20 protein-coding genes are annotated in these 22,278 nt (G+C 30.6%); 14 read left to right on the top strand and 6 right to left on the bottom strand.

Annotation, left to right across the window (positions count from 1 at the left end; translation table 11 throughout):
- The 6 genes from Q6H37_RS23750 to Q6H37_RS23725 all read left to right on the top strand — a co-directional run bounded on the left by Q6H37_RS23750 (position 1) and on the right by Q6H37_RS23725 (position 4,952).
- Positions 1-564, top strand: coding sequence for an FMN-binding protein (locus tag Q6H37_RS23750; protein ID WP_318737090.1), 564 nt, complete (start codon positions 1-3; stop codon positions 562-564).
- A 2-nt stretch (positions 565-566) separates the two neighbouring features.
- Positions 567-1,190: an electron transport complex subunit RsxE gene (rsxE, locus tag Q6H37_RS23745; protein WP_318737089.1), complete on the top strand. Its 624-nt coding sequence runs from the start codon at positions 567-569 to the stop codon at positions 1,188-1,190.
- Positions 1,190-1,768, top strand: a complete 579-nt coding sequence (locus tag Q6H37_RS23740; protein WP_007059988.1) for an electron transport complex protein RnfA — start codon at positions 1,190-1,192, stop codon at positions 1,766-1,768. Before rsxE ends, Q6H37_RS23740 begins: the two co-directional genes overlap by 1 nt.
- Before the next feature lie 20 nt (positions 1,769-1,788).
- Positions 1,789-2,691, top strand: a complete 903-nt coding sequence (gene rnfB, locus Q6H37_RS23735; RefSeq protein ID WP_318737088.1) for an RnfABCDGE type electron transport complex subunit B — start codon at positions 1,789-1,791, stop codon at positions 2,689-2,691.
- Positions 2,692-2,814: 123 nt separating this feature from the next.
- The gene (locus Q6H37_RS23730) at positions 2,815-3,657 is read left to right on the top strand and encodes an MBL fold metallo-hydrolase (protein WP_318737087.1); all 843 of its coding nucleotides are present in this window, start codon (positions 2,815-2,817) and stop codon (positions 3,655-3,657) included.
- A 305-nt stretch (positions 3,658-3,962) separates the two neighbouring features.
- Complete coding sequence (locus Q6H37_RS23725; protein ID WP_318737085.1) at positions 3,963-4,952, top strand: lactate/malate family dehydrogenase; 990 nt, start codon at positions 3,963-3,965, stop codon at positions 4,950-4,952.
- A 40-nt stretch (positions 4,953-4,992) separates the two neighbouring features.
- On the opposite strand, the gene Q6H37_RS23720 is transcribed toward Q6H37_RS23725, so the two are convergent.
- The 3 genes from Q6H37_RS23720 to Q6H37_RS23710 are packed head-to-tail and all read right to left on the bottom strand — an operon-like array spanning position 4,993 to position 6,701.
- Positions 4,993-5,502 carry a Gx transporter family protein gene (locus tag Q6H37_RS23720; RefSeq protein WP_318743142.1) on the bottom strand — a complete coding sequence of 170 codons (510 nt, stop codon included), beginning with the start codon at positions 5,500-5,502 and terminating at the stop codon, positions 4,993-4,995.
- A gap of 13 nt (positions 5,503-5,515) precedes the next feature.
- Complete coding sequence (locus tag Q6H37_RS23715; protein ID WP_318737083.1) at positions 5,516-5,899, bottom strand: NusG domain II-containing protein; 384 nt, start codon at positions 5,897-5,899, stop codon at positions 5,516-5,518.
- Between the two features lie 13 nt (positions 5,900-5,912).
- Positions 5,913-6,701: a class I SAM-dependent methyltransferase gene (locus tag Q6H37_RS23710; RefSeq protein ID WP_318737082.1), complete on the bottom strand. Its 789-nt coding sequence runs from the start codon at positions 6,699-6,701 to the stop codon at positions 5,913-5,915.
- Between the two features lie 207 nt (positions 6,702-6,908).
- Between Q6H37_RS23710 and cax the strand changes: the two genes are divergently transcribed.
- Together cax and Q6H37_RS23700 are read left to right on the top strand one after the other, a co-directional pair.
- Positions 6,909-7,949, top strand: a complete 1,041-nt coding sequence (gene cax / locus Q6H37_RS23705) for a calcium/proton exchanger (protein ID WP_318737081.1) — start codon at positions 6,909-6,911, stop codon at positions 7,947-7,949.
- A gap of 205 nt (positions 7,950-8,154) precedes the next feature.
- Positions 8,155-11,916 (top strand): phosphoribosylformylglycinamidine synthase, encoded by a 3,762-nt coding sequence (locus Q6H37_RS23700; protein ID WP_318737080.1) that lies wholly within the window; start codon positions 8,155-8,157, stop codon positions 11,914-11,916.
- Positions 11,917-12,005: 89 nt separating this feature from the next.
- Here the strand turns inward: Q6H37_RS23700 and Q6H37_RS23695 are convergent, their stop codons facing one another.
- Entirely contained in the window at positions 12,006-12,143 is a 138-nt protein-coding gene (locus Q6H37_RS23695; RefSeq protein ID WP_318737079.1) for a hypothetical protein, read from the bottom strand.
- A 115-nt stretch (positions 12,144-12,258) separates the two neighbouring features.
- The gene (locus Q6H37_RS23690; protein ID WP_318737078.1) at positions 12,259-12,873 is read right to left on the bottom strand and encodes a uracil-DNA glycosylase family protein; all 615 of its coding nucleotides are present in this window, start codon (positions 12,871-12,873) and stop codon (positions 12,259-12,261) included.
- A gap of 267 nt (positions 12,874-13,140) precedes the next feature.
- Here Q6H37_RS23690 and Q6H37_RS23685 point away from each other — a divergent pair, with 267 nt between their 5' ends.
- The 4 genes from Q6H37_RS23685 to Q6H37_RS23670 all read left to right on the top strand — a co-directional run bounded on the left by Q6H37_RS23685 (position 13,141) and on the right by Q6H37_RS23670 (position 18,921).
- Positions 13,141-14,130 (top strand): ornithine cyclodeaminase family protein, encoded by a 990-nt coding sequence (locus Q6H37_RS23685; protein WP_318737076.1) that lies wholly within the window; start codon positions 13,141-13,143, stop codon positions 14,128-14,130.
- Positions 14,131-14,396: 266 nt separating this feature from the next.
- The gene (locus tag Q6H37_RS23680) at positions 14,397-16,319 is read left to right on the top strand and encodes a PrkA family serine protein kinase (protein ID WP_318737075.1); all 1,923 of its coding nucleotides are present in this window, start codon (positions 14,397-14,399) and stop codon (positions 16,317-16,319) included.
- Between the two features lie 7 nt (positions 16,320-16,326).
- Complete coding sequence (gene yhbH / locus Q6H37_RS23675; RefSeq protein WP_318737073.1) at positions 16,327-17,541, top strand: sporulation protein YhbH; 1,215 nt, start codon at positions 16,327-16,329, stop codon at positions 17,539-17,541.
- Positions 17,542-17,553: 12 nt separating this feature from the next.
- On the top strand, positions 17,554-18,921 hold the full coding sequence (locus Q6H37_RS23670; protein WP_318737071.1) for a SpoVR family protein: 1,368 nt from the start codon (positions 17,554-17,556) through the stop codon (positions 18,919-18,921).
- A 55-nt stretch (positions 18,922-18,976) separates the two neighbouring features.
- Here the strand turns inward: Q6H37_RS23670 and argC are convergent, their stop codons facing one another.
- On the bottom strand, positions 18,977-20,014 hold the full coding sequence (argC, locus tag Q6H37_RS23665) for an N-acetyl-gamma-glutamyl-phosphate reductase (protein WP_318737069.1): 1,038 nt from the start codon (positions 20,012-20,014) through the stop codon (positions 18,977-18,979).
- Positions 20,015-20,162: 148 nt separating this feature from the next.
- Here argC and argB point away from each other — a divergent pair, with 148 nt between their 5' ends.
- Both argB and Q6H37_RS23655 read left to right on the top strand, forming a co-directional pair.
- The gene (argB, locus tag Q6H37_RS23660) at positions 20,163-21,062 is read left to right on the top strand and encodes an acetylglutamate kinase (protein WP_318737067.1); all 900 of its coding nucleotides are present in this window, start codon (positions 20,163-20,165) and stop codon (positions 21,060-21,062) included.
- A complete protein-coding gene (locus tag Q6H37_RS23655; protein WP_318737065.1) occupies positions 21,044-22,210 on the top strand; it encodes an aspartate aminotransferase family protein in 1,167 nt (388 codons plus the stop codon). The genes argB and Q6H37_RS23655 overlap by 19 nt, the downstream gene beginning before the upstream one ends.
- Positions 22,211-22,278: the final 68 nt, after the last annotated feature.

The raw sequence follows: 22,278 nt of genomic DNA, 5'->3' as shown, positions 1-22,278 counted from the left end.
ATGGCAGAACAGCATGTAGAAAAACAGTATAGTATATTTCAAATAGCTATGAATTTAACAGTAGCCTGTTTTATATCAGGAATAATTATAGCAGCTGTGTTTTTTGTAACTCATCCTATAGCTGTAAAGAACAGTAAGGCACTTGAAGTTAAATCAATGCAGAACCTAATTTCTGATGCAGATAAGTTTGAAAAAATTCAAGGAAAAGAAGGATGGTACACTGCAAAGAGTGGTGAAAAAATTGTAGGTTATATTATTCCAGTTGAAACAAAAGGTTATGGTGGAGCAATTAAAATGCTTGTAGCTGTAACAGATGATGATAAGGTAATTGATTATAACATACAGTCAGCTAACGAAACACCAGGACTTGGAGATAATGCATCTAAAGAGCCATTTAGAAAAGAATTCAAAGGTAAGAAATCAGAAGATCTAGAAGTAGTAAAAGATCCTTCTAATACTAAGAATATACAGGCTATGACAGGTGCAACAATTTCTTCAAGAGCAGTTACAAAGGGTGTTAAAGAGGCTGTTGATGACGTTAAAAGCTTGAAAGGAGGTAAATAACAATGGGTGATTTGTGGAAAATATTTAAAAAAGGCGTAGTTATGGAAAATCCTATATTTGTTCTTGCACTTAGTTTATGTCCTTCACTAGCAGTAACTAGTACAGTAAAAAATGCTTTAACTATGGGACTTACTGTTATGTTTGTTATAACTGCTAATAATATATCAGTATCATTTACTAGAAAATGGGTTAACCCTAAGGTTCGTGTACCAGTTTATATTACTTCTATAGCTACTATTGTTACAGTGGTAGAATTATTATTACAAGCTTATGCACCAATGTTGTTTAAAGCATTAGGTATTTATCTAGACCTAGTAGTTGTTTTTGCAATTATTTTAGCTCGTGCAGAAGTTTTTGCTTCTAAAAATAAAGTACTTCCATCAATGCTTGACGGACTAGGAATGGGAGTAGGTTTTACTATTGCAATGCTTATTATTGGAGTAATCCGTGAGTTCTTTGGAATGGGCTCTATAATGGGAGTTCAAATTTTAGGTACTTGGTATAAGCCAATATTGATGATGATTTTACCTCCAGGTGCATTTATGCTAATTGGATATTTAGTTGCACTATTTAAAATCCATAATGAAAAACTGGCTAAACAACAAGCTGAAGGAGGTAATGCATAATGGAATATTTAACTCTTTTTGTAAGTGCTGTCCTTGTAAATAACTATGTTTTAACAAGGTTTTTAGGATTATGTATTTTCTTTGGAGTTTCTAAAAGTCTTGATGCCTCTATAGGAATGGGTATGGCAGTTACTTCTATTTTGACGCTAAGTTCAGCACTTGCATGGATAGTTTATCATTTTGTATTAGCACCATTTGGTTTAACTTTCTTAAGAACAATTGTATTTGTACTTTTAATTGCAAGTTTTGTTCAGCTTTTGGAAATGATTATAAAAAAACATGCACCTGCATTGTATAATATGTGGGGAATCTACTTATTACTTATTGCTACAAACTGTATAGTACTTGGTGTTCCAGTTACAAATGTAGAATCAAATTTTGGATTCTTAAAAAGCGTAGTAAATGCTCTTGGATCAGGTGTAGGTTTTGCATTAGCAATAGTTTTAATGGCTAGTTTAAGAGAAAAATTAGCTTTAGCAGATGTACCTAAACCTTTGGAAGGACTTGGCATAGCGTTTATTTTGGCTGGTATGTTAGCATTGTCATTCCTTGGTTTTTCCGGCATGATTGCTTTATAGAAAGGAGCTGAGGATTAATTATGGAAACTTCAATTATAGTTTTGATTGTAATGACTTGTGTTGGTTTGGTATTTGGTTTTGTATTAGCTTTTGCTAATAAAAAGTTTGCTATGGAAGTAAATCCTCTTATTGAAATAGTTGAAGATGTTTTACCAAAAGGTCAATGTGGTTCTTGTGGATATGCTGGTTGTAAGGCTTATGCTGAAGCAGTTGTTAGTAATCCAGATGTACCACCTAATCTTTGTATTCCAGGTAAAGATATAGTAGCTAAACAAGTTGCAGAATTAACTGGTAAAGCTGCAGAAGAAACAGAACCAAGAATATCACATGTAAAATGTAAAGGTTGCTCTGATAAGGCTACTAGAAGTTATAATTATGAAGGAATACAAGATTGTGTAGCAGCTAGCTTGCTGCAAGGAGGACCTAAAGTTTGTTCTCATGGATGTCTTGGATTTGGAACTTGTGTTAAAAACTGTCCATTTGATGCTATGACTTTAGGAGAAAATGGATTACCAATAATAGATGAGAATAAATGTACAGGCTGTGGAAAATGTGAAACAGTTTGTCCTAAACATGTTATAGAAATGCTTCCAATTAGTAGTCATGTAACTGTTAATTGTAATTCAAAAGACAAGGGTGCAGTAGTACGTAAGGCATGTACCGTAGGATGTCTTGGATGTGGACTTTGTAAGAGAAACTGTCCACATGAAGCTATTGTAATAGAAAATAATTTGGCTGTAGTAAATCATAGTATTTGTGCTGAAAAATGTGATAATCCAACTTGTATAGCTAAGTGCCCAACAAAGGCTATCCAATCTCTAGTTGGAGATGTAAAGCCTGTAGTTGAAGCAGCTAAACAGGAGATTGCAGCAAACACTGAAAACAAAACAAATGCTGAGAATAAAGACAAGTCAGAAAACTAAAATTAATTATAGTAATTTTAAGGGTGGAAATTCTTTGATGAGTTTCCACCTTTTTAATGCTATAATATAAGACGATTAAAATGTTAATGAGTAATAAAAAGTTATTTTTAAAGAGGGAATTTTATGAGAATAATTACGCTTATAGAAAATATTAAAGATGATTCAAATAATCTAATTAATGAAAAGGGACTGTGCCTTTATATAGAAAAAGATAATAAGCATATACTTTTTGACACAGGAAGGACAGGTAGTTTTATTCATAATGCAGAAAAGCTAGGCATTAATTTAAGAGAAGTAGATGCTGTAGTGATCTCACATGGACACGGAGATCATGGTGGAGGGTTAATATCCTTTTTAAAAATAAATAGTAAAGCAAAAGTATATATGAAAACAGAGGCTTCAAAAGCATACTATTTTCATTGTATGTTATTTAATAAAAATGTTAGTATTAGTAGCGAGTTTTTTAGGGAGTATTCTAATAGAATTGAGTATATAGAAGATTTTACAGAGATAATGAAAGATATCTATATTATTACAGATATAAATAGATATTATGAAATTCTTGAAGGAAATAAATACATGTTTGTTAAGAAGGAATCTAAGTTAGTTAGAGATAAATTTCAACATGAATTAATTATGGTAATTAAGGAGCAGGATAATATAAGTATATTTACAGGCTGTTCTCACAATGGTACTGCTAATATGATAAGAACTGCCAAAAGTAAATTTAAGGATTCAAATATTAAAGCAGTCATAGGTGGATTTCATTTAGTAAAGATTCCTATCATAAAATCATTAACTGCATCTAAAGATCAAATTGATGTACTTATAAATGAAATTGTTACTTCAAATGTAGAAAAGGTATATATAGGACATTGTACAGGAGAAAAAGCATATAGAAAATTAAAGGCTGCTTTAGGTGATAAAATTCAGTATATTAAAACAGGTACGGAAATACTAATTTAACTAACATGAGACACAAAATGTAGTGGCAGTTTAAATTTTAACTTTTTTTGAGAGACATTAGTGCTTATATTATAAAACTATAATAGATTAAGCTATTTTTAATTCATTAGATATGTAAGATAATAAATATTTTAAAAGAAATACTTATATGCTTTGATTGAATTGTTTAAGCATGTATATTTGTAAAAAACTTTATATTAGTGTTATACTTAGAATAAATGAAATATTTAGAATATTGCATAGTCAAAGATAAAAGAATGACTACTTTATCTTGAATAGTTATATTTGAAAGGAATGATGGAAATATGAAACCATTAAAACTAGTAGTTGTTGGAGTTGGACATGTTGGATCTTATGTACTTGCTGATGCTATGAAACTTGGTCTTTTTGGCAAGATTGGAGTTATTGACTTGGATAAAGGAGTGGCTCATGGAGAAGCACTAGATCAGAGTCATGCTACAGCGTTGACTTATATGAATAATATTGAAGTTACAAGTGGTGGCTATGAGCAGTGTGAAGATGCTGATATTATTATCTGCGCAGCAGGACCCAGTATATTAAAAGACCCAGATCATCCAGAAGCTATGCCAGATCGAACTCTTTTAACTACACATAATGCTGGTGTTATACGTGAGGTTATGACTGAAATTACCAAATATACTAAGAATGCTGTTATCATTTTTATTACTAATCCACTTGATACGATGGTATATATTTCTGAAAATGAATTTGGATATCCAAGTGGAAAAATCTTTGGAACAGGAACAATGCTGGATTCTGCCAGACTTAGAAAGACAGTTGCAAACCTTTATCACATTGATCCAAAGTCTGTAACTGGTTATATGATGGGTGAACATGGTATGACTGCATTTCCTGTTTTAAGTAAACTGAATGTTGCTGGCATAGTGTATAAAGAACTTGCTTCTTATTATGCTGATATAAAACAGCTTAATGCAGAAGAAATTGGTCAGGAAGTAGTCAAGACTGCTTATGATGTTTTAAATGCAAAAGGATGGACTAATGCTGGTGTTGCACAGGCAGCTGTGACAATGGCAAAATGTGTTGCTTTAGATGAGAGAAGTATCTACCCAGCATGTACAACTCTTAGAGGAGAATATGGCCATGATGGTGATGTAGCACTCAGTATGCCATGTTTAATTGGTAAAGATGGCATAATTAGAAGAATTGCTCCAGAACTTGATGATTGGGAGACAAAAAAATTGAATGAAAGCATTAATTATATCCAGAGTACCATGAAAGAAGCAAAGACTGGACCTGAATTTTTGAAGAAGTAATAACAATGAACATTTAAAAAATATTGCAAAGCAATATTTTTTAAATGTTTTTAAACATAGGAATTTTATTTATATGTTTTGTTAAAAACTTAGTACAGAGACCTATAAAGTATCCTGTTACTACTGCGGATACCAAAAGCACTGGAAGATAAATATATATTCTAAAATCCTTTACAACCAGAGAAGCTACGAATAGTTGGCCGATATTATGAAATATAGCACCACATATACTTATTGTCCACAAACTCACAGAATCCTTAAAATATTTATAAAGCAGTATCATTACGATGTTACTTAATATTCCACCAGCTAGGCTGAACATAAAGGCGGACATAGAACCACCAAACATAGAACCTAAAAGGGTTCTTAAAAACATTATAAGTAGAGCTTCTTTCCAACCCATCAGTATCAGAGCAGCAAGGGATATGATGTTAGCAAGACCTAATTTTATCCCAGGAAAAAGTACTGGTATTTGTGCTTCTACTATATATATTACCAGGGCAATACTTACTAAAAAACTTAAGAATACCATTTTTCTTGTTTTTTTCATTGTTACACCTTCATTAGCTTGATATTTGGTCAACTTTAGCATTTTTGCCTTCTATAGTGATCATTAATTTATGAGGAAGACATACAGAGCTTTGACCGGGTTCTGATATCCAACCGGTTTTAACGCAAATTTTATCAGGACAATCCGCATCTTTCATTCTTATTTTGCCAGGAAGTACTTCTATAATGTTAAAGTGATTTCCATTATAAGGTACTTTTATTTCTTGCTTTTCTTTTATAGTATCTAAATCTATAGTTTTAATTACTTTTCCATCCTGTTTTATACTAGCTATATGATGAGAACTTTTTATATGCTGTTTATATAAAAAAACTGAAATTGCACTTACTACAATTAAAGCTATTATAAGTACAGCAGCTATTTTATCTCCCTTTTTCATATTTTATCTCCTTTTACATTTTTTCAGCAACTATGGTAAACAACTTAGGAATACCCTTATCTTCTGGCTTAGGACCTTCTGTTTCTTTTAATGTCTTTATACACAGATTATTATTGGCAATAGAAGTTACAATTTCACCTATAGTCCACTTCCTTAAATGAGCTTTCTGAAAACCACTTTTTTCATTAGCTGTGAGATTTTCCATTCCAGGTACGAACTTCATGTAGGCTACATCGGTTTCTTCTATAGCTGTACTAAAGTAGTCCCCAGTAACTTTATGCCTCTTTCCTTTGCTTGTAATTAGCTTCGTAGATATAGGATGAAAATCTTCAATCATAAAAATCCCACCCTTTTTTAAAAGTCTTGAAGCAACATTAAAGAATGGATTCAAATCAGTAAAGTAATGAAGTATTCCAAGTTCGCAAAAAACTATATCGTAATCTGCTGTAAACTCCTCCTCAGGGATATTGAGTACATCTGAAACTATGTACCTGATATGTGTGTTACAAGCTCTAGCTAAATCTAAAGCATATCTGGAATTTTCATAAGAAAAATCTACAACTGTCATATTTGCACCCATTAAGGATAGAGAGACTGCTTTAGTTCCATGTGAACCTAACAAATTTGCTATTTTTTTATCTTTAATATCTATAAAATACTCACTTAATAAACCTAATCGTGAAACAGGGTCTGCTAATATCTTTTTTGAAGCCTCTGAAGGAGTTCCGAAGCGATAAACCCAAGCATCATAAGCCATTTGATTCCAAGCAAGTTCGTTTATTTTTGTGTGTTCTTCTTGCATATAAACCTCCTAAAATATGTGGTAGATAAATAATTTATCTTAATAATAATCATTACTATCAAATTTTACTATAACAATAATCTCTTTACAATGCTAAAGCTAAAAATAAGGAATTCTTTTTAAAATTATATTAATGTATAAAAACCATAAGGTAGCAAAATATAAATTATAAGTATTTACTTAAATATATAGGTAGGGAGTATATTAATGAACTTTTTAAAATTTTTTTTGGTTTTTATTCCTATTAGTATAGCAGCTGAATTTATAAAATTGAAGCCTATAGGGATTTTCATAATTTCATCTCTTTCTATAATACCATTGGCTGGATTAATGGGAGAGGCTACAGAAGAAATATCTATATATACAGGACCGAGAATAGGTGGATTTTTAAACGCTACCTTTGGAAATGCCACAGAACTTATTATATCATTTTTTGCATTAAAGGAAGGTTTATTTGATATAGTTAAAGCGTCTATAGCAGGTTCTGTTATAGGAAATATATTGTTGGTACTTGGAGCAAGTATGTTTTTTGGTGGACTAAATTATAAAGTACAAAAGTTTAATAGGAAAGTAATAGAGTTTTCCTCAAGTATGTTATTATTTTCAGTTATAGGACTTAGTGTACCAGCCATTTTTACGTATACAACAAATAATGAACCAGTTGTTTCTCAGTATGAATGGCTAAGCATTTCTGTAGCTCTAGCTATGTTTATAATATATTTATTGGGATTATATTTTTCATTTTATACTCACAAGGATTTGTATGGTTCAGAACATAAGGAAAGTACGGAGTCAAAGTGGGGATTAAAGAAATCTATATTAATTTTAATAATAAGCACATTGTTTATTGCACTTGAAAGTGAATTTTTAGTAAGTTCTGTAGAACCCATGACAAAAAGTCTTTCATTAAGTGAATTATTTGTAGGTATAATTATAATTCCTATAATAGGTAATGCAGCTGAACATAGTACTGCTATAGTTATGGCAATAAAAAATAAAATGGATGTGGCTATAGAAATAGCTATAGGTTCTAGTTTGCAAATAATATTATTTGTAGCACCTGTTTTAGTGTTTTTAAGTCTGCTATTTACACCTATGAGTATAATATTTAATAGATTTGAATTAGTTGCGCTTATAGTATCTGTGCTTATAGCAAATAGAGTAGCTAGTGATGGTGAATCTAATTGGCTTGAAGGAATACAGCTTATTGCTGTATACATTATAATAGCATTAAGTTTTATTACTTAAGATTAAAATCTTATATAATTAAATTTAATACGAATGATTCGATAAAAATAAAAGCTTATTGTTCGTTAATATGTAAATTTTTTAGATAAATTTTTATTTATTATTTGTATTATCACATATTTATGATATAATTTAAGCGAATGATAATTTTAAATTAATATAAAATGTTCGTAAAACTTACTTATATAAGATAAGGGGGATAAAAATGGCAAATTGTGTTAAAAGAATATTTGTAGAAAAAAAAGCAGGATTTGATGTAGAAGCGCAAAATACATTACAGGATTTAAAGGAAAGTTTAAATATTAATGGGTTAGAAGGAATTAGATTAATTAATCGTTATGATATAGAAGGAATATCTGAAGAAGAATTTGAAAAATCAAAGCATACTATTTTTTCGGAAAGAACTGTTGATATAGTTTATGAAGATAAAATAGAAGTTAATGGAAAAGACAAGGTTTTTGCTGTTGAATATTTACCAGGACAATATGATCAAAGAGCTGATTCAGCTTCTCAATGTGTTCAAATACTTACTCAAAGTGAAAAACCAACTATTTTATCTGCAAAGGTATATATAGTAAGTGGAAATATATCTGATGAAGAGTTTGGAAAAATAAAAAATTATTGCATAAATAACGTGGATTCAAGAGAGGCTTCTTTAGAAAAACCAGAAACTTTAGAAATGGAAGTTGCAGTTCCAGATTCTGTTGAGGTATTAGATGGCTTTATAGAAATGGATGATGAAAAAGTTAAGACTTTTGTAGAAGAAAAAGGTCTTGCAATGAGCGTCGAAGATTTAAAATTCTGTCAAAAATATTTTAAAGATACAGAAAAGAGGAATCCAACAATTACTGAAATAAAGGTTATAGACACATATTGGTCAGATCACTGCAGACATACTACCTTTATGACAGAGCTTACTAAAGTGGACATAGAAGAAGCTCATTTAACTAAGCCTATAAAGGATGTATACAAAGACTATTTATCTGTTAGAAAAGATTTATATGGAGATAAAGATAAACCAGTTTGTCTTATGGACATAGCTGTTATAGGTATGAAAGAGCTTAGAAAAAATGGACTTTTAGATGATTTAGATCAATCAGAAGAAATTAATGCTTGTAGCATAGTAGTAGATGCTGATATAGATGGAAAAAAAGAAAAATGGCTTGTTATGTTCAAAAACGAAACTCATAACCATCCTACAGAAATTGAACCTTTTGGAGGAGCAGCAACTTGTCTTGGTGGTGCTATAAGAGATCCACTATCAGGTAGATCATATGTATATCAAGCTATGAGGGTTACCGGAAGTGCAGATCCAAGAACTGCAATAAAAGATACTTTAGCTGGAAAACTTCCTCAAAAGAAAATAACAAGATCAGCAGCTCATGGATATAGTTCTTATGGAAATCAAATAGGACTTGCTACAGGTCAGGTAGCTGAAATATACAATGAAGGCTATGTAGCAAAGAGAATGGAAATAGGAGCAGTTATTGGTGCAGTTCCAATGAAAAATGTTAGAAGAGAAGCTCCAGTACCTTCTGACGTAGTTATACTAGTTGGAGGAAGAACAGGAAGAGATGGCTGTGGTGGTGCTACAGGTTCTTCTAAAAAGCACACAGAAAGCTCTATTTTAACTTGTGGTTCAGAAGTTCAAAAAGGTAATGCTCCAACTGAAAGAAAAATTCAAAGATTGTTTAGAAAAGAAGAAGTAAGCACTATAATAAAAAGATGTAATGACTTTGGTGCAGGTGGAGTATCTGTTGCTATAGGAGAACTTACAGACGGATTAAATATAAATCTAGATTTAGTTCCTAAAAAATATGAAGGACTTGATGGAACAGAACTTTCTATATCAGAATCTCAAGAACGTATGGCTGTGGTAGTTTCCAAGGAAGATGCAGATAAATTTATAAAGTATGCAGAAGATGAGAACTTAGAAGCTGTAAAAGTAGCAGATGTAACTTCAGATAAAAGATTGAAGATGTATTGGAAGGGAACACCTATAGTAGATATGAGCAGAGAATTTTTAGATACTAATGGTGTAAGACAGAAGATAGAAGTTTCTGTGAAAGCTCCTAAAGAAGATAAGAATTACTTTAATATAGATAGAGATGTAACTGATTTAAGAGAGCAGTGGATTGATACATTAAAAGACTTAAATGTATGTAGTCAAAAAGGTTTAATAGAAAGATTTGATAGTACTATTGGTGCTGGTACAGTGCTTATGCCTTTTGGAGGAAAATATCAAGATACTCCAGCAGAAGGCATGGCAGCAAAACTTCCAGTATTAAATAAGGAAACTAAAACAGGAACAATTATGACCTTTGGATATAATCCTGAAATTTCTACATGGAGTCCATTCCATGGTGCAGTATATGCAGTAGTAGAATCTGCAGCAAAGATAGTTGCTTGTGGTGGAGATGCATCTAAGATAAGACTTACTTTCCAGGAATATTTTGAAAGACTAGGAAGAGATGCTTCAAGATGGGGTAAGCCATTTGCAGCATTAATGGGTGCTTTATATGCACAAAGACAATTAGGTATTGCAGCTATAGGTGGAAAGGACAGTATGTCAGGAAGTTTTAAGGATATGGATGTACCACCAACACTTGTATCATTTGCAGTTAATGTAGTAAATACGGATAAGGTAATCTCATCAGAGTTTAAAAAGTCAGGAAGCAATGTAGTTATAATTCCTATGACTAGAGATGAGTATGATCTTCCAAACTTTGATGTATTAAAGAAAAATTTAAAAGCTGTAACTTCTATGACAGAAAAACAAGAAGTACTTTCGGCTATGACAGTTAGAAATGGTGGTATATGTGAAGTTGTAAGTAAGATGAGTTTTGGAAATAGGATAGGTGTTAAATTAAATAATGTTATAGAAAAAGAATTATTTGCACCAATGTATGGTTCTATAGTAATAGAAGTTTCTAAAGACTTAGATCTAAATAAAGAATTAGCAGGAATTGAATATAAAGTAATTGGAGAAACAATAGAAGAACCTTCAATATATGTAGCTGATTTGAAACTAGATATAGAAGAGCTTTATAAAGCTTGGGAAGGTTCTCTAGAGAATATATTCCCAACAAAGACGAAAGAAATAAATGCTGATATAAAGAATATAGAATTCAAAACTAAAGATATAAAAACACCTTCAATAAAGGTGGCAACACCAAAGGTATTTATACCAGTATTTCCAGGAACAAACTGTGAATATGATTCAGCTAGAGCATTTAAAAAAGCTGGTGCTGATGTAGAAGTTATGGTGCTTAAAAATTTAAGTGCAAAAGATATAGAAAAATCTATAGATTATATGGAAAAAGCAATAAAGGCTTCTCAAATAGTAATGCTTCCAGGAGGATTTAGTGCAGGCGATGAACCAGATGGTTCCGGTAAATTTATAGCAACAGTATTTAGAAATCCTAAAATAAAAGAAGCTGTTATGGAACTTTTAAATAATAGAGATGGATTGATGTTAGGTATATGCAATGGATTCCAGGCTTTGATAAAATTAGGTTTAGTACCTTTTGGTGAAATAAAAGATATAGATGAAAGCTGTCCAACACTTACTTATAATAAGATAGGACGTCACGTATCTCATATAGTAAATACTAAAATAACATCAAATTTATCACCATGGTTTAGTAATGTTAATGTAGGAGATGTACATTCAATTGCAGTTTCACATGGTGAAGGAAGATTTGTTGCTGATGAAACAACTTTAAAAAGACTTATAGAAAATGGTCAAGTAGCAACTCAATATGTAGATTATGAAGGAAATGCTACTTATGATATAAGATTTAATCAAAATGGTTCAGTATATGCTATAGAAGGTATAACAAGTCCTGATGGAAGAGTGCTTGGTAAAATGGGTCACTCAGAAAGAAAAGGAGATAATGTATTTAAAAATATACCAGGCAGTAAGGATCAAAAACTATTTGAAGCAGGAGTACAGTACTTTAAATAATTGACAATTGAAAGTTAATAATTGTATATTTATAAGAATAAACATCTGGAATAATTCTAGATGTTTATTCTCCATATGATACAGTATGCTTAGAGTGTAGACTCAGCATTTCTAACTAGTTCATCAACAGCTATAGAGCATAATCCAGCTAAGTCTTCTACATGTAATTCTTTAGCTGTAGAACAATCATAAAGAATAGTAGCATCATCTGCTAACCCATTACACACAGTGAAAGTAATTCACACAAAATCATAAATTTTCGTTCTATGCTTTTCTTTAGAGCAAAGTGGATTAACTAATGTTTAAAAGTCAATATCTTATTTTCAGATAAATGAATAGTGATTATTTTATAATCTCCCACATTTTTTTTATATCTTCAGCTGCCATTTGAAATTTTGATTTTTCAATTAAAATATTTTTACCTGTCATTATGTATGATGGCAATAATCGAGTTTCGTCATAATATATTTCACTACTGCGAATTTTATATGTGGAAACAGGGGGAATAGCATTTTTCTTAGTTTTCTTCTTTGTAATCATATTAAAAGATTTTTTTGCAACATCCCCCATTAACATAATTACTTTTAAATTGGGAAATAACTCAATTTCTTTTTCCAACACAGGCATATAAGATTTTATTGTACTGCTTTCTACCATAGTTTCTGTTTTGGGAAATTTCACAGCATTGGTAATATATATCCCCAAATTAAGAATATCCTCTATTTTATTTACTTCAATGCCTGCTTCTTTGAATAAAGGAATAGTAGTTTTTAAATATGCAGGATTGCTGGAATGACTATAAAAATCATCATTAGGATTATTTGCAGCTATTTCGTTAATCATAATTGCCTTTATATTCTCTGTTTCTAAAACTACATCTGAAAAATAAGAAGTGTCTAAATTTCTAATATTTTCTTTGGCGAATTTACTTAAATACTGCTTCATATTAACTTTCATAAAAGTCCTCCTTGTCCATATATTAATTATTATATTATAATAGTATCCTTTCTTAAACTAATTGAATACTTTATGGGTTAAGTCAATATAATCATAGCATTTGTAATATGACAACTGTATGTCAAGTTATAAATATAGAAAACAAGTTCATGAAATTATTACATTCCCTAAAAAGTTGTGTCGCAATGTGCTTAAATTATGAAACTTTATTTTTATTTGTTATAATGTATGTAAAATCAATAATAAACTTTTGCGGAGGTAAAAATTATGCTTATTTTATCTAAAAACGATATTAAAAAGGTATTTACAATGAAGGATGCTGTAGACGCTGTTAAAGAAGCCTTCTCAATTTATTCTCGAGGGAAAAGTGTAGTTCCTCTTAGGGTAAATATTGATGTGAAAAAGCATGAAGGTCAGAGTTTATTTATGCCAGGATATGTAGAAGATTTAGATAGTATAGGAATAAAAATAGTTTCTGTTTTTCCTAAAAATATTGAAAAAGGTAAACCTTCTGTTCCTGCACAAATGCTGCTTTTAGACGGTACTACAGGAGAAGTATGCTGCATAATGGATGGAACGTATTTAACTCAACTCAGAACAGGAGCAGCGTCAGGAGCAGCATCAGATGTATTAGCTGTAAAAAATGCTAAGGTAGCTGCATTATTTGGAACTGGAGGGCAGGCTATTTGCCAATTAGAAGCCATACTTGCAGTTAGAAAAATTGAAAAAGTTAAGGTCTATTCTAGAAATGAACATAAGCTTGCAGAGTTTGTGAAAAAAGCTAATGCGGAATTAAAAAACTATGGAGCTCTTATAGTAAGTGCTGAAAGTCCAGAAGAAGCGATTAAGGATGCAGATATAATTACTGTAGTTACTACAGCAACAAAGCCGGTATTTCCAGGTAGTTTAGTTAAAAAAGGTGCACATATAAATGGCGTAGGTTCCTATACAAGAGATATGCAAGAATTAGATGAATACATAGTAAAAGAAGCAGACAAGGTTTTTGTAGATTCAAAAGAAGCGGTTTTAGCTGAAGCAGGAGATTTTATAAAACCTATGGAAAAAGGGATAATAGATGAAAAGAAAATAGATGGAGAGTTAGGAGAAGTTATATTCGAAAAAATGAAAGGTAGAGAAAATGATGAAGAAATAACTTTATTTAAGACAGTAGGAATATCAGTTCAAGATGTAGTTACAGCGTATAAAATATATAAAAAAGCATTGGAAGAAGGAGTAGGAAAAGTAGTAGAAGTATAGAAATGTATATTTGTTTTAATATAAGTCAATAATATATGAGTAAACTTTTTTTACTCATATAATGTTTAATATAATACGTTTGAACTAGTATTTTAAATGATACTAGTTCTTTTTTTATAATTAGGTAGTTTTAATTTATAGGTGAAAGGTAAAAGTAAAAAAGGCTTTGTTCTAAAATCTACAAGAAACTAATATAAATACTACAAAGATATTTCCTAAGAAATATATAATCTGTATTTGTTATTACTTTTTATGGAGGTTATAGAATGAATTTTAAAGAATTAATAGAGAATGATAGAGAAAAAAGGATAAAGGAGGATTTTCAAGGAACTTTTCTTGACTATCTTGAAATTTTAAAGAAAAACCCAGATGCAGCTAAACTTGCTCATAAAAGAATATACGATATTATAAACAAACTTGGTGTAGAAGCTTTGAAACCAGAGGAAAACTTAAGAATAAGAAAAATATATGGTAATGAAACTATTAAAAGCTATGGCTTTTTTAAAAATGAGTTCTTCGGTATAGATAAAACCTTGATGAAAATAGCTAGTTACTTTTATTCAGCAGCTATGGAAGGTGAAGAATCAAGGCAAGTACTTTATTTGGTTGGTCCAGTAGGATCAGGAAAGTCTTCTATAGTAGATTCATTTAAAAAAGCTATAGAAGCAAGTGAACCTATATATGCATTGAAAGGGTGTCCTATGAGAGAAGAACCTCTTCATCTTATCCCTAAGCATTTAAGGAAAGATTTTGAAGAGATGCTAGGTGTCAAAATAGAAGGAGACTTATGTCCAGTATGCAGATATAGATTAAAAGAAGAATTTAAAGGCGAATATGAAAAGTTTCCAGTAATTAAAACAGGATTTTCTATAAGATCTAGAAAAGGAGTAGGGGTAGTACCTCCTGTAGACCCTAATAATCAAGATACATCCGTATTAGTAGGATCTGTAGATATATCTAAAATGGATCTATATCCAGAAGATGATCCTCGCATATTTTCATTAAATGGAGCTTTTGATGTAGGCAATAGAGGGATGGTTGAATTTATAGAGGTGTTTAAAAATGATGTAGAGTATTTGCATACTATAATAACAGCTACTCAGGAAAAATCAATACCATCTCCAGGAAAAGGATCTATGATATATTTTGATGGAGTAATTATTGCACATTCTAATGAAGCAGAATGGAATAAATTTAAATCAGATCATACTAATGAAGCTATATTAGATAGAATTGTAAAGGTTGAAGTTCCATATTGTTTGGAGTTAAATGAAGAAACTAAAATATATGAAAAGATATTAAAGAAAAGTAATTTTAAAGCTCATATAGCACCTCATACTATTGAAATGGCTGCTATGTTTGCAATACTCACAAGGCTGATACCATCTAATAAGGTGGATACTCTTACAAAGTTAAAAATATATAATGGTGAAGAAATAGTTGAAAAAGGTACGACTAAAAAAATAGATATTACTGAACTTAGAGAAGAAGCAGGGCTTGGAGAAGGTATGGATGGCATATCTACAAGATTTATAATTAAAGCTATAGATAATGCACTTTCTGATTCAGAATATGATTGTATAAATCCTCTAAGCGTTATGGAGAATATAATAAAGTCAGTAAAGGATTTAGATATAGCTGATGATTTAAGAAGGAAGTATTTAGCATTTGTTCAGGATACCATGAGAAAAGAATACAATAAGGTCCTTGAAAAAGAAATAACTAAGGCATTTATTCAAAGCTTTAGGGAACAGGCAGAAAGTTTGTTTAATAATTATTTGGATCATGCAGAAGCTTATGTAAATAAAACTAAGATAAAGGATAAATCCACAGGAGAACAATTAGAGGCTGATGAAAGATTTATGAGATCCATTGAAGAGCAAATAGGAATATCAGAAGGTTCAGCTAAAGGATTTAGGTCTGATGTAACTTCATATATGTTCTATATGGTAAGAAAAGGAGAAAAGATAGACTATACTTCATATGAACCTTTAAAGGAAGCTATAGAAAAGAAGATAACTTCTTCCGTAAGAGAGATGTCACGTATTATCACTAAGTCAAAGGTTAGAGATAAGGAACAAGACAAAAAATATAATTCAATGGTAGAAGAAATGAAGAAGAATGGATATTGTGATCACTGCTGTAATGTAATACTTAAATATGCCGCTAATAATCTATGGAAGGATTGATGAAGATATGGGCATATTTAGAGAATTTAATCCTATAGGACATGATAGGGTTGCTGAAGATAAAAGAAGGCACAGAGAATTAGTAGAAGATTCTATTAAAAAAAACTTGGTAGACATATTATCGGAAGAAAGTATTATTGGCCAAACAAAAAACAAAAAGATAAAAATACCTATTAAAGGCCTTAAAGAGTATCAATTTATATATGGAAAAAATGCACCTGGTGTTGGTAGTGGAGATGGTACTGAAAGAAGAGGAGATGTCATAGGTAAAGAAGGAGATGCAAAGGGTTCTGGAAATAAGGGTGCTGGTAATAGTGAAGGTGAAGATATATATGAAACTGAAATAACTATTGAAGAAATAATGGAGTATGTTTTTCAGGATTTAAATCTACCTAATTTAAATAAAAAAAGATTTTCTGAAATTCTCTCAGAAGGTTCAAGAAAAAAATGTGGTTATCAAAAAAGTGGTATTCCTCCAAGGCTTGCAAAGAAAAGAACTGTGATTGAAAAGCTTAAAAGAAAACAGGGTATGAAAAGAGCTTTAGAAGAAAGACGTAAAAATAATGACATAAAAGAAGCAGCTAAATTCACCCTAGAAAATGATGAGATTATAGGAAGATTCCCATTCAAAGAGGATGATTTGAGATATTATAAAGTAAAACCTACTAAGAAAAAGGAATATAATGCAGTAGTTATGTGCATTATGGATACATCTGCTTCTATGGATCAAAACAAAAAGTATTTAGCACGATCCTTTTTCTTTATGCTATATCAGTTTGTTAAAATGAAATACTCAAGTGTAGAAGTAGTTTTTATAGCACATTCTACATCTGCTAAAGTAGTTACTGAAGAAGAGTTTTTCCATAAGGTAGAATCTGGAGGCACGTATATATCTAGTGGTTATAATAAAGCATTAGAAATTATATTGGAAAAATATAATCCTGAACTTTGGAATATATATTCATTCCATGTAAGTGATGGAGATAACTGGAGTGAAGATAATGATAGAGCTGTAAAGGCTGTAAATGAATTATGCGATGTATGCAATTTATTTGGATATGCAGAAATTATGGCCTATGGGTATACTAGTGCTATTAAAAAGAGGTATGCTGCAGAAATTAATAGAGATAATTTTGTATCTGTAGCCATGAAAAAGAAAGAAGATATGTGGGATGCACTTAAGGAAATGCTTAGTGTAGATATAAAAAATGATTATAAATAAGGAGGTGAAATTTTGGAGTATACTGTTACAGAATTGGAAAAGTGGGATGAGATTATAGAAGAAAAGGTTAAAGAGTCAGGTCTTGATTATTATCCTCAAGAGTTTGAAATCATAAACTATAATGATATGCTTGCATATGAGGTATATGTAGGGATGCCATCTATGTATCCTCATTGGAGTTTTGGAAAAGCTTATGAAAGATTAAGAACTTTATATAATTATAATCTTACAGGGCTTCCATATGAAATGGTAATAAACTCTAATCCATGTATTGCTTATTTAATGAAGGATAATACATTATTACTTCAGATACTGACAATAGCCCATGTATATGGGCATAACGACTTTTTTAAAAATAACAGATTGTTTAAAGAATCTACTAGTGCGGAATATACAGTAGAGATGTTTAAAAATCATGCAGATATAATTAGATCTTATATAAATGATCCAAGTATAGGATATGTAGAAGTTGAAGAGATGCTAAATGCAGCTCATGCTTTAAAATTTCAAACTAATAGAGCCTCAGGAGTAAGATATTTAGATGATGAAGAAATAAGAAAAAGAAAAATAGAAGATTATAAGAATATGGAAAACAATAATAGTATTATAGTACCTAGAGAGAAGCCAGAGGCTCCTGATATAGAAAAAATACCTCAGGAACCTACAGAGGATATATTAGGTTTTATATCAAAATATGGAGACCTTGTAGAATGGCAGAGAAACATTATAGAAATAGTGAGAGATGAAACCAAATATTTTATACCTCAAATAGAAACAAAAATTATGAATGAAGGATGGGCTAGTTTTTGGCACTATAATATTTTGAAGAAGCTTGATCTTCCTCAAAACCTATATATGGAGTTTGTAAAAAGGCATAATGATGTGGTAGTTCCTCTTCAAGGAAGCATAAATCCTTATTTTTTAGGATTTCAAATTTACAATGATCTAGTAGAAAAGTATGGAATTGAGAAAATATTTGAAGTGAGATCTGTTGAAAGAGATGAATCCTTTGTAAGAAGATACTTAACTAAAGAACTTTGTATAAGATTAAACCTATTTCAATACATTAATAAGGATAAAAAATATATTATTGATGAAATATCAGATGAAAATGGATGGAGAAAAATAAGAAATGCTTTAAGCAATTCTTGTGGAATGGGTTCAATTCCTTATATAAGAGTTATAAACATGTCAAAGTTAGATAAAACATTAACATTAGAACATGTTTTTGATGGAAGAGAACTTCAACTTAAGTATGCAATAGAAACAATTAAGTATATCGTGGATTTGTGGAAACACAAAGTAATACTAAATACTAATATAGATGGAAAAAGAGTTAGAATTGTTTGTGATGAGAACAAAAAAATAATTTATGAATAGAGATTAATAATAAGCATATTGCGCTGCAATATGCTTATTTATTGTAGGGTTAAGTTTATGGCATCATTGCAGGAAAATCAAGTCCTGTTTTTTCATCTAAATTGAACATTAAATTCATATTTTGAACTGCCTGACCTGCAGCACCTTTCATGAGGTTATCTATGCAGGAGGCTACAATAACCCTTCCAGTTCGTTTGTCTAATCTTATACCTATATGACATAAGTTAGATCCTTTAACCCATCTAGTTTCTGGCATACTATCTGTAATTTTAACAAAGAACTCATCTTTATAAAAATTTCTATATATTTCATACAGTTCTTCTTGCGATTTTTCACAAGATAATTTACTGTAGCATACTGACAGAATTCCTCTATTCATAGGCACTAAATGAGGGGTAAATGTTAAAGTTATTTTATTCCTACATATATTTCCAAGTTCCTGTTCTATTTCAGGTGTATGTCTATGTTCAGCTACTGAATAAGCTTTAATGGACTCATTACACTCTGTAAAAAGGTTTCCTATGGAAGCACTTCTTCCAGCACCAGAGGTTCCTGATTTAGCATCTATGATGATAGATTGTTCATCTATTATATTTGATTTTAAAAGAGGCACTAAGGCTAATATGCTAGCTGTTGGATAGCATCCTGGATTTGCAATTAGAGAGGCTTCTTTAATGTCATTTCTATTTAATTCAGTAAGGCCGTAAACAGATTCTTTTAAAAGTTCAGGACATGTATGTTCAACTTTATACCACTCTTCATAAATATTCTTTGAATTAATTCTGAAATCCGCTCCTAAATCAATTACCTTCACTCCTTTTGATAAAGCTTTTTTAGTTATATCAAAGGATTTACCATGAGGAAGTGCCAAAAAAAGTATATTTATACAATCTAATTTATATTCAGCCTCTTGAATATTTATGCATATATTATCTGTGAAACCATTTAAATTTTTATAAACATCATTATATAATGTATTCTCATAACTATGAGAACATAAAAAAACTATTTCAGCAGAAGGATGTTTTTGTAATAACCATACAAGCTGTTGACCTGCATAGCCTGTAGCTCCTACTATACCAACTTTAATCATTTCGACCACTCCTTAATATAATAAAATTAGAATAAAATAATTATACACAAAACAAAATAATTATTCAATAAAAATAAAATAAAATGTTGAATATTAATAAAAATCATAGTATAATTATTCGTATAAAATTCAAAGGTTGGTGGAGTTCATGATAAATGTAGAAGAAATTGTTTCATTGGATATAGATCCTTTACCATACATGAAAAAGTTTGTAGGTAAAACTTTTGTAATAAAATATGGCGGCAGTATTATGAAGAATAAAAGTGCGGTAAAAGCATTTATAGAAGATATAGTTTATATGAAACGTTTAGGTATAAATATAGTTATTGTGCACGGTGGAGGACCTGAAATATCAAAATGGATTAATGTAACTGGTATGGAGACTAAGTTTATAAATGGTCTTAGAGTTACTGATGAAAAAGTTATGGATGTAGTTGAAATGGTGTTATCAGGACACATAAATAAAGATATATCAGCTAGTTTAAGCAAATATGGAATTAGTGCTATAGGGTTAAGTGGAAGAGATAGCAATTTAATAAAGGCAAAAAAGAAATATTTATATGATAATGGTAAAAAAATAGATATAGGCTTTGTAGGGGAAGTTGTAAATATAAATAAAAATTTTCTAAATAATATAATTGAAAAAGGAAGAGTTCCTGTCATAGCGCCTATTGGATGTGATTCTCATGGAAATAAATATAATATAAATGCAGATTATGCAGCTTCAGCTGTAAGTTCAGCGCTAAAAGCAGAAAAATTTATAATACTTACAGATGTAGAAGGTGTTTATACAGATATAAATGATAAAGATTCTCTTTTAAGTGACATATCAACTGAAGAAATAAGGAAGTATATAGATGAAGGCTCTATAAATGGAGGTATGATTCCTAAGATGGAATGCTGTATAGAAGCAATTGAAAAAGGTACAAAAAGCATTCATCTTGTAGATGGCAGAAAAAATCATGGATTGATTTTGGATATAATATCAGGGAAAGGAACTAAAATTACATTAAAGGGAGGAATAAATCAATGTCAGAAAGTAATATAATGAATACTTATGGTAGATTTGGTGTGAGTTTTGAAAAAGGAATTGGATGCAAGTTGTATGATAGTAATGGAATGGAATATATAGATTTTGTTTCAGGAGTGGCTGTAAATTGTCTTGGGCATAGTCATCCAAGTATAATAAAAGCAATTGAAGAGCAGAGTAAAAAAGTAATGCATATATCTAATTATTACTGGAATAGTAAAGGAATAGAACTTGCAGAAAAATTATGTTCTTTAAGTGAGCATGATTCAGTTTTCTTTTGTAACAGTGGTACTGAAGCCATGGAAGTAGGGGTAAAGGTTGCTAGAAAATATGGTAAAGTTCATGGAGGAGAAAGTAAAAATGTAATTATATATATGAAAGAATCTTTTCATGGAAGAACTATGGGTGCACTATCTGTAACAGGACAAGAAAAATATCAAAAGGATTTTAAACCTTTAATTAGTGGAACAAAAAGTGTAAAATTTAACGATATAAAAGACTTAGAAGATAAAATGGATGAAAATGTTTGTGGTGTTATAATTGAACCAATTCAAGGTGAAGGTGGAATAAACGTAGCCTCAATTGATTATCTTAAAGCTGTAAAAAAGCTATGTGAAGAAAATAATGCACTACTTGTGTTTGATGAAGTACAGTGTGGCATAGGAAGACTTGGAACTTTATTTGCATATGAAAAATTTGGAGTTGTTCCAGATGTTGTGTGTATGGCTAAAGCTCTTGGTGGTGGATTTCCTATAGGAGCTGCAATGGTTAATAAAAAAGCATCTGTGCTTGAAAGAGGAGATCATGGTAGTACATTTGGTGGCAATCCTCTAGCTGCAGCAGTTAGCTTAGCTGTTCTAAAAGAGCTAGTAGATGGAGGAGTAATAAGTAAAGTAGATGAAAAAAGCAGTTATATAAGATCCAAATTAGGAATTCTTAAAGAGAAGTATTCTATAATACAGGAAATAAAGGGAATAGGGCTTTTAATTGGAATAAAATTAAATGTGGATGTAAAAGAATTTAGCAAAAGATGCTTTGAAAATAATTTATTAGCTGTTACAGCAGGGAAAGATGTTATAAGATTGCTTCCGCCACTTAATGTAGAAAATGAGAATATAGATAAGGCTATAGAAATTTTGGATAAGGTTTTAAAAACTTATAATTAGGACTTAAAAATTTTTTAAATGCATGAAGAGTATTTTAGCTTTTCATGCATTTTTATTACATTGATATT

It is taken from the genome of Clostridium sp. JS66 (assembly GCF_033561535.1).
Lineage (GTDB): Bacteria > Bacillota > Clostridia > Clostridiales > Clostridiaceae > Clostridium_AM > Clostridium_AM carboxidivorans.
The sequence above is the reverse complement of the archived record's forward strand: the minus strand, read 5'-3'. Positions and strand labels throughout refer to the sequence as shown.